Consider the following 7,564-nt stretch of genomic DNA (forward strand, 5'->3'; position numbering starts at 1 on the left):
CAGGCTTCGCCAGCTGCTACGGGTACTCGTTGGGCCTCACCGCTTCTCCTGATTCCTCGGCCAACTCAAGCTGAAACACGCCCCGCCCAGGCTTTTGCTCTTGCTGATCAGCGCCCGCCCGCCATGCCAGTGCACAATCCGCCGCACAATCGACAACCCCAATCCATGTCCACCCGACGCGCGAGTCCGGCTGTCGTCGAGGCGCAAAAACGGGGTGAAGATTTTCTCCCAGGCCACTTCCGGCACGCCCGGCCCGTCATCCTCGACATCCACTCGACAGCGCAACTGCCCCACCTGATAACTGACGGTCACTCGCGACTGCGCATGGCGCATGGCGTTGCTGACCAGGTTCTGCAACGCGCGATGCAGGTAACGCGGTTCGGCTTCGACCCAAGCATCGTCGCAATCGGCGGCGGACAGGCACAACCCGCGTTGCACGGTGACTTCCGCGCGCAGCGGCGCCAGTTCTTCGATCACTTGATTGACCAACGCATCCAGATCAATCCGCTGGAAATTCAGCGCCGGCGAGCCCTGCTCCAACCGCGCATAAGTGAGCATCTCGTCCACCAATTTATCGAGGTCCTCGATGTCGTGGTCCATGCCTTCGCGGTACTTTTCCAACGCCTGGGGCGTGGTGGCCGAGCCGATCATTTCCAGACCAAAACGCAGGCGCGCCACGGGTGTACGCAGTTCGTGGGACACCGCGCGCACCAGTTCGCGCTGGATCGCCAGCAACTGTTGCAAGTGCTCGGCCATGCCATTGAACGCCGACGCCAAACGCCCGACCGAGTCCGCACCGCGCGCCGGAACGCGGGTTTCCAGGCTGCCCTTGGCGATGCGCGTGGCGGCGGCTTCGAGGCCGCGCAAACGGCGCTCCAGTTGCCGCACCAACAGATAGACGATCAAACCGATCAGCGACAGGCCCAAGGCAGCGATCAGCACCAGCCACTCCGGCGGATACGGGTTCATCTGAAATAACGGGCCGATTTCCAGCACCCACGGCGTTCCGACCATGCCGGCAAACACCCGGATCGAATCGCCGCCCTTGCCCAGCGCCATCACCGTGTCGCCTTCGGACACCCGGCGACTCTGGTCCTCGTCCATGTCCGCCTGCTCGACCGTGACCAGCCGCAGGTCGAAACCAAAACCCTTGTCTTCCTTCAATTGCGCCAGACGCTTGGGTTGCTCGGCCACCGGGTAGCGCACCAGTTCGTCGGCCAGCAGGTAAATGGTCGCCCGGGCCAGTTGTTCGCTGATTTGCTGCACTTCGCCGGTGAGCACCAGTTGTTCTTTGTCGCTGACCAACCGGTAAACCTTCGCGGCATGCGGTCCGGTCTGCTCAACCAAGGCCTGGCCGCGTAGCACACGGGTGCGCTGGGTCAGGTCGAGGTCGGTTTGCGGGAACGTCTGCAACGCCAGGGGAATGCCCAGCAGGCGCTCCCAGACCAGCAAGGCGCGGTGGCGCTCGGTTTCGTTCATCGGTTGCAGGTTGTCGGCCATCAGCGAAAACGTACCGTGGGCCAGGCGTTCGCGGTATTGCTCGCTGCGCACCTGATTCAGCAGGTGCAGCGCCAGCACGCCGAGCACGGCCACGAGGATCAGCGCCGCGCACATGCCGCCGTAGATGCGCAGGAAGATCGAATTCACAGGGGCAGGTCTACGCAGGCTTCCGGCACGAACAAGTAACCTTTGCTGCGCACGGTCTTGATCAGCCGTGGGTGATCCGGGTCGTCGCCGATTTTCGGGCGAATGCGCGAGATGCGCACATCAATGGAGCGGTCCTGGCCGTCGTAACCGATGCCGCGCAGGGCGGTGAAGATTTCTTCCCGGGACAAAATGCGCCCGGCGTTGGCCACCAGCAGCCACAGCAGATCGAACTCGGCGGACGTCAGTTCGATACCGCTGTCATTGAGCCAGGCTTCGCGCAACGCGTTGTCCACCACCAACGGGCCGAATTGCAGGCGCCGCAGTTTTTCCGGGGCCGCTTCCGGGGCTTCGCTGCGGCGCAACAAGGCCTGGATCCGCGCCAGCAACAAACGCGGGCGCACCGGTTTGCACACGTAGTCGTCGGCGCCCAGGTCCAGGCCGAGAATCTGGTCGGTGTCGTCGGTGCGGGCGGTGAGCATCAGGATCGGGCCGTCGAACTTGTCGCGCACCTTGCGGCAGATGCTCAAGCCGTCTTCACCGGGGAGCATCAGGTCGAGGATCACCAGGTCCGGCTGTTCCTTGATGATCCGCGCCGCCGCCAGGGCACCGTTGCCTTCAATCGCCACGCGCAAGCCGTTGGCTTCCAGGTAATCGCGCGTCAATTCGGCCAGTCGCTGATCGTCTTCGACAATCAATACTTGCCAGGCTTCTTGCTCCACGGGTGACCTCTGCTTGCCAACAACACTAATAAGGAAGGATCCCCCCGTCTTTTTGTAATGATTGGGGAGGATAAGAATGCGTGCGTACGGCCGATTGTATAAACGTCGCCCGGCGAGAAAACAAGTCGGCAAATGCGTTCGGACAAGCGGGGATTTTGTGATAGGGTTCGCGCCCTTAAAAATCCAAACGACTGTTTTCATTCATTGAAAATCAGTGAAAAACGGCGCGATCCAGCAGCGTCGCGGCCTACACGCCCGTTCCACCTTTCGCACACAATTTACTCACAGGGTTATCCACAAGCAGTACGTTGCAACGCTCCACAAAACGCACTATCTTGTAGCCCGGCCCCAAAAAAACCCTACATGTAGGGTTTTCAGTTAAAAGCCCACCATATTTCAGACCAGAAACTCAAGTGCTTTATTGCCTGTTTAGGGTTGAACCAAGCGTGTTTTTCAAAGCCCAAACCGCACTAGCGGATGGCACCGTTTTTTTTCAGGCCAGAGGGGTCAGAACGGTACGGGTGTTGCAGTCATTACTGTCACCCTGAAAGGAATCCGGTTTCGAGCCCAGGCTCGCAGCCAAAGACTTCGGCAAGGATGCGGCGTCATTAGCCTTTTTTCCTACTGTCCAGAAGTTGTTATGCCCGACTCCCGTCGGTTGTAGTTTCTCAGGACAGAACGGTGGGCATCGTAAGGTGCCCAAACAAACATAGAGAATGTGGAGACAACCCCCCATGCAAACCGACACAACTCGCGAGAACCCGCAGGGCACCTTGCCGCAGGCTGCTGATTCGACTTCGGATCTGTCCGCCACCGCGCCTGGCCAACTGCGCGTGATCAAGCGTAACGGCACTGTCGTTCCTTACACCGATGACAAAATCACCGTCGCCATCACCAAAGCGTTTCTCGCAGTTGAGGGCGGCACCGCTGCCGCCTCGTCGCGAATCCACGACACCGTTGCCCGCCTGACCGAACAAGTCACCGCGACCTTCAAGCGTCGCATGCCTTCGGGCGGCACCATCCACATCGAAGAAATCCAGGACCAGGTCGAACTGGCCCTGATGCGTGCCGGCGAGCAGAAAGTCGCTCGCGACTACGTGATCTACCGCGACGGTCGTTCGAAACAACGCGCCGCCCACGCCCCGACCGAAGAAGCGGTCAACGCTCACCCGTCGATCCGCATCACCCGCGCCGATGGCAGCTTTGCTCCTCTGGACATGGGCCGCCTGAATACCATCGTCACCGAAGCGTGCGAAGGCCTGGAAGAAGTCGACGGCGACCTGATCCAGCGTGAAACCCTGAAAAACCTGTACGACGGCGTGGCCCTGACCGACGTCAACACCGCCCTGGTGATGACCGCCCGTACCTTGGTTGAGCGTGAGCCGAACTACTCGTTCGTCACCGCCCGCCTGCTGATGGACACCCTGCGTGCCGAAGGCCTGAGCTTCCTGGAAGTTGCCGAAAGCGCGACCCACCACGAAATGGTCGACCTGTACGCCAAGGCCCTGCCGGCCTACATCGCCAAGGGTATCGAATTCGAATTGCTGAACCCGGTCCTCGCGACTTTCGACCTGGAAAAACTCGGCAAGGCCATCAACCACGAGCGCGATCAGCAGTTCACGTACCTGGGCCTGCAAACCCTGTACGACCGTTACTTCATCCACAAGGACGGTATCCGCTTCGAACTGCCGCAGATCTTCTTCATGCGCGTGGCCATGGGCCTGGCGATCGAAGAGAAGCACAAAGAAGACCGTGCGATCGAGTTCTACAACCTGCTGTCGTCCTTCGACTACATGTCGTCGACTCCGACCCTGTTCAATGCCGGCACCCTGCGTCCACAGCTGTCCAGCTGCTACCTGACCACCGTGCCGGATGACCTGTCGGGCATCTACCACGCGATCCACGACAACGCCATGTTGTCCAAATTCGCGGGTGGCCTGGGCAACGACTGGACGCCGGTTCGTGCCTTGGGTTCGTACATCAAGGGCACCAACGGCAAATCCCAGGGCGTCGTGCCGTTCCTGAAAGTGGTGAACGACACCGCCGTTGCCGTTAACCAGGGTGGCAAGCGCAAAGGCGCTGTATGTGCTTACCTGGAAACCTGGCACATGGACATCGAAGAGTTCATCGAACTGCGCAAGAACACCGGTGATGATCGTCGTCGTACCCACGACATGAACACCGCCAACTGGATTCCTGACCTGTTCATGAAGCGTGTCTTCGATGACGGTAAGTGGACCCTGTTCTCGCCATCCGAAGTTCCGGACCTGCACGACCTGACCGGCAAGGCCTTCGAAGAACGCTACGAGTACTACGAAGCCCTGACCGAGTACCCGGGCAAGGTCAAGCTGTTCAAGACCATCCAGGCCAAAGACCTGTGGCGCAAAATGCTGTCCATGCTGTTTGAAACCGGCCACCCTTGGCTGACCTTCAAAGACCCGTGCAACCTGCGCAGCCCGCAGCAGCACGTGGGCGTGGTCCACAGCTCGAACCTGTGCACCGAGATCACCTTGAACACCAACAAGGACGAGATCGCCGTTTGCAACCTGGGCTCGATCAACCTGCCGAACCACATCACCAACGGCAAGCTGGACACCGCCAAGCTGGAACGCACCGTGAACACCGCCGTTCGCATGCTCGATAACGTGATCGACATCAACTACTACTCGGTGCCACAAGCGAAGAACTCCAACTTCAAGCACCGTCCGGTCGGTCTGGGCATCATGGGCTTCCAGGACGCTTTGTACCTGCAGCACATTCCTTACGGTTCCGACGCGGCCGTCGAGTTCGCCGACAAGTCCATGGAAGCGGTCAGCTACTACGCGATCCAGGCTTCCTGCGACTTGGCCGACGAGCGCGGCGCCTACGAGACGTTCCAGGGTTCGCTGTGGTCCAAAGGCATCCTGCCGCTGGATTCGCAACAGATCCTGATCGAGCAACGTGGCCAGAAGTACATCGACGTTGACCTGAACGAATCCCTGGACTGGGCACCGGTTCGTGCCCGTGTACAGAAAGGCATTCGTAACTCCAACATCATGGCCATCGCACCGACCGCGACCATCGCCAACATCACTGGCGTCTCGCAGTCGATCGAACCGACCTACCAGAACCTCTATGTGAAATCGAACCTGTCGGGCGAATTCACCGTGATCAACCCGTACCTGGTTCGCGACCTCAAGGCTCGCGGTCTGTGGGACTCGGTCATGATCAACGACCTGAAGTACTACGACGGTTCGGTTCAACAGATCGAGCGCATCCCGCAAGAACTCAAAGAGCTCTACGCGACTGCCTTCGAAGTGGACACCAAGTGGATCGTTGACGCGGCCAGCCGTCGTCAGAAGTGGATCGACCAGGCTCAGTCCCTGAACCTGTACATCGCCGGCGCTTCGGGCAAGAAGCTGGACGTGACCTACCGCATGGCCTGGTACCGTGGTCTGAAAACCACTTACTACCTCCGTGCCCTGGCCGCGACCAGCACCGAGAAGTCGACCATCAACACCGGCAAGCTGAACGCTGTTTCCAGCGGCGGCAACCACGGTGAAGATTCGGTCCTGGCGGCTCCTGCCGGTCCTGCTCCAGTACCAAAGGCTTGCGCCATTGACGAGCCGGATTGCGAAGCTTGCCAATAAGCTGAGTCGGTAAGCGCTGAAAGGCGCTTATCTGAAACCCCCGATGCGCCTCTGGCGGGTCGGGGGTTTTCTTTTGTCCGGAGGAAAGTTTGGGGTGAAAAAAAGGCGAAACCTCAACTTCAGGTTTCGCCGTTTTTGCTACATGCCGCCTGAGCGTCAGACCATCGACAGATGATCAAACATGGCCTGCCCTACGACCGGAATGGTGAACGAGTCGCCATTGTTGGTGAAGAACGTCTCGATGGTGTTCGCGCCGTTGTACCAATCCTTCAGGAACACGCCGGAATCCAGGTTGCCGCTCTTATAATCAGCGACGTTGAAGATGTAGGCGCCAAGGTCGTTTTTGATGATCTGGACATCTTTGAGGCTTTGGATGTTTTTCAGGGTGACGGTGTCTGCACCCGATGTTCCGGTGTCCTGGATGCCGACCATGGTTTTAGAGAATACGACGTAGGCATCACCGCCCTCTCCGCCCATCGCGTCGCCAGAGCCACGCAAGTTCAACGTATCGAAACCTGCGCCGCCTTGCAGCTCATAGCTGTAACCGACACCCGTCAGGTTATCGTTGCCGTCACCCCCGTAAGCGATTCCGGAAGACACGGTGAGGGTGTCATTGCCCGCCTCGCCATACAGGATGCTGCCTGCATCGTTGTCACTGCTGCGCATCGTGTCATTGCCGTTGCCACCGTAAAGCGTATCGGCCTGGGCGCCACTGACTGGCAATGAGCCGAAGGCACTGGTGTCGGTGACGATGCCGCCATAGATGTAGTCATCACCATCGCCGCCATAAATGATGTCGTTACCCGCCCCACCTTCCAGCTTGTTCGAGTAGGCGTTACCTGTCAGCGTGTCATTGAATGCCGACCCCATCAGGTAATCGATATTGATCAACACGTCACCTTGCGCATCACCCCCCGAAGCAGTGCCGGCCAGCAGGTCTACCTGCACAGCATCAGTGCTGGTCAGGTACCAGGCACCATCGCCCCGGCCCACACCGGTAATAGTGTCTGCACCCGCACCGCCGATGAAGTTTTCCGCAGCGCCCGCATTGCCGGTAAAGCTGTCAGCCTGCGAAGTGCCCTGGAAAATTTCGATAGAGGTGTAGATATCACCCGCCGCAACACCGGTCAGAACAGGTGCGCTCAGATCGAGTGTGATGCCGGAACTTTCATCGGCAAAGCTCACCATGTCCATGCCAAGACCGCCGTTGAAGCGATTGACACCCGCATCCCCGACAAACAAATCGCCGAAGCTGGAACCAATGATCGCCTCAATACTGGTAAAGACGTCGCCCGCCGCGATACCGGTATTTACGCCGGTTTTGGTGTTGATGCCCACGCTGCTGGCGCTATCGGCATAGCTGACGGTATCAAAACCATCCCCGCCGATGAGCTGATCCGCACCGCCGCCACCGAATAGCGTGTCATTGCCCGCACCGCCAATAATAATGTTGTCGGAAGCGTTGCCGTAACCCGTGAAGTTGCTATTGCCGGTATAGGTCAGGCGTTCGACTTCGGTAGCCAGGGTGAGACTCGCCTGGTTGGTGCGAACTTCGTCGTCACCGCCGCT

At 59.3% G+C, this 7,564-nt stretch carries 4 protein-coding genes; 1 reads left to right on the forward strand and 3 read right to left on the reverse strand.

Features of this window, described 5'->3' with window-relative positions; translation table 11 throughout:
• Positions 1 to 36: 36 nt before the first annotated feature.
• Positions 37 to 1,647 (reverse strand): ATP-binding protein, encoded by a 1,611-nt coding sequence (locus tag HB680_RS18680; RefSeq protein WP_213940030.1) that lies wholly within the window; start codon positions 1,645 to 1,647, stop codon positions 37 to 39.
• Complete coding sequence (locus tag HB680_RS18685) at positions 1,644 to 2,366, reverse strand: response regulator (RefSeq protein WP_213940031.1); 723 nt, start codon at positions 2,364 to 2,366, stop codon at positions 1,644 to 1,646. Before HB680_RS18685 ends, HB680_RS18680 begins: the two co-directional genes overlap by 4 nt.
• Positions 2,367 to 3,100: 734 nt before the next feature.
• Between HB680_RS18685 and HB680_RS18690 the strand changes: the two genes are divergently transcribed.
• The gene (locus HB680_RS18690) at positions 3,101 to 5,995 is read left to right on the forward strand and encodes a ribonucleoside-diphosphate reductase subunit alpha (RefSeq protein ID WP_213940032.1); all 2,895 of its coding nucleotides are present in this window, start codon (positions 3,101 to 3,103) and stop codon (positions 5,993 to 5,995) included.
• A gap of 156 nt (positions 5,996 to 6,151) precedes the next feature.
• On the opposite strand, the gene HB680_RS33040 is transcribed toward HB680_RS18690, so the two are convergent.
• The coding region (locus tag HB680_RS33040; RefSeq protein WP_276572266.1) for a calcium-binding protein at positions 6,152 to 7,564 on the reverse strand (1,413 nt) is incomplete at its 5' end.

This window comes from Pseudomonas sp. dw_612, assembly GCF_018449725.1.
Taxonomy (GTDB): Bacteria; Pseudomonadota; Gammaproteobacteria; order Pseudomonadales; family Pseudomonadaceae; genus Aquipseudomonas.

Bases quoted from the DNA above. Each gene is read 5' to 3' on its own strand.
- HB680_RS18690 (WP_213940032.1), top strand. From the start codon at position 3,101: ATGCAAACCGACACAACTCGCGAGAACCCGCAGGGCACCTTGCCGCAG.